The 809-nt window shown below is 59.4% G+C and carries 1 protein-coding gene; it reads left to right on the forward strand.

The genetic code is table 11. The features are described from left to right. Positions 1-81: 81 nt before the first annotated feature. Positions 82-693, forward strand: coding sequence for a dephospho-CoA kinase (gene coaE / locus AC1D1X_RS24700; protein ID WP_477669833.1), 612 nt, complete (start codon positions 82-84; stop codon positions 691-693). The last annotated feature ends 116 nt before the right edge of the window (positions 694-809 follow it).

Raw genomic sequence — 809 nt, forward strand, 5'->3', positions numbered from 1 at the left:
GGCCTTTCCTGGCCGGTGCGGGTTTCACGGCCATGATTTTTGGGCCGCAATCCATTTTGCGATTTGTGGGCCTGTGATGCCATGTCCCGTGCAGCCCTGCGTATTGGACTGACCGGTGGCATAGGCAGCGGTAAAAGCACGATTGCCGGTATTCTGGTTGCCCACGGCGCGGCGTTGGTGGATGCTGATGCCATTTCCCGTGCGGTCACGGCAGCCGGTGGGGCGGCTGTGCCGGAAATTGCAGCGCTGTTCGGCGGAGAACTGATCACCCCCGAAGGAGCCATGCACAGGGAACGGATGCGGCAGYTGGTCTTTGACGACCCATCTGCACGGCGCAGGCTTGAGTCCATCGTGCACCCCTGGGTAAGCCGGGAAACCCTGCATCAATATGAGCAGGCGGTCGCGGGCGGCAGTGCTTGTGTCATTTTTGACGTCCCGTTGCTGGTGGAGTCGGGGCGATGGCGGCAGCAGCTTGACCAGGTTCTGATTGTGGATTGCAGTGAAAAGACCCAGATTGACCGCGTGATGGCCCGAAACGGCTGGCCACGGGAGGTGGTGGAGAAAATCATGGCTGGCCAGGCAAGCCGCGCGCAGCGCCTGTCTGCGGCTGACATATGCCTCTATAACGATGGCTTGTCTCTGGCGAGCCTGGAAGCCCTGGTCCGACAGCTTGCCTGGCGCTTCGGGCTATGATGCGCAAACAAACCTCCTCATTTAAAGCCGACGAAATCTAGCGCTGTGATCCTTTACGAGTATCCTTTTCACGAACGCATACGCACTTATCTGCGACTTGAACACCTGTTTCGCCG

The sequence above is a fragment of the Polaromonas sp. P1_G4 genome (assembly GCF_056405475.1).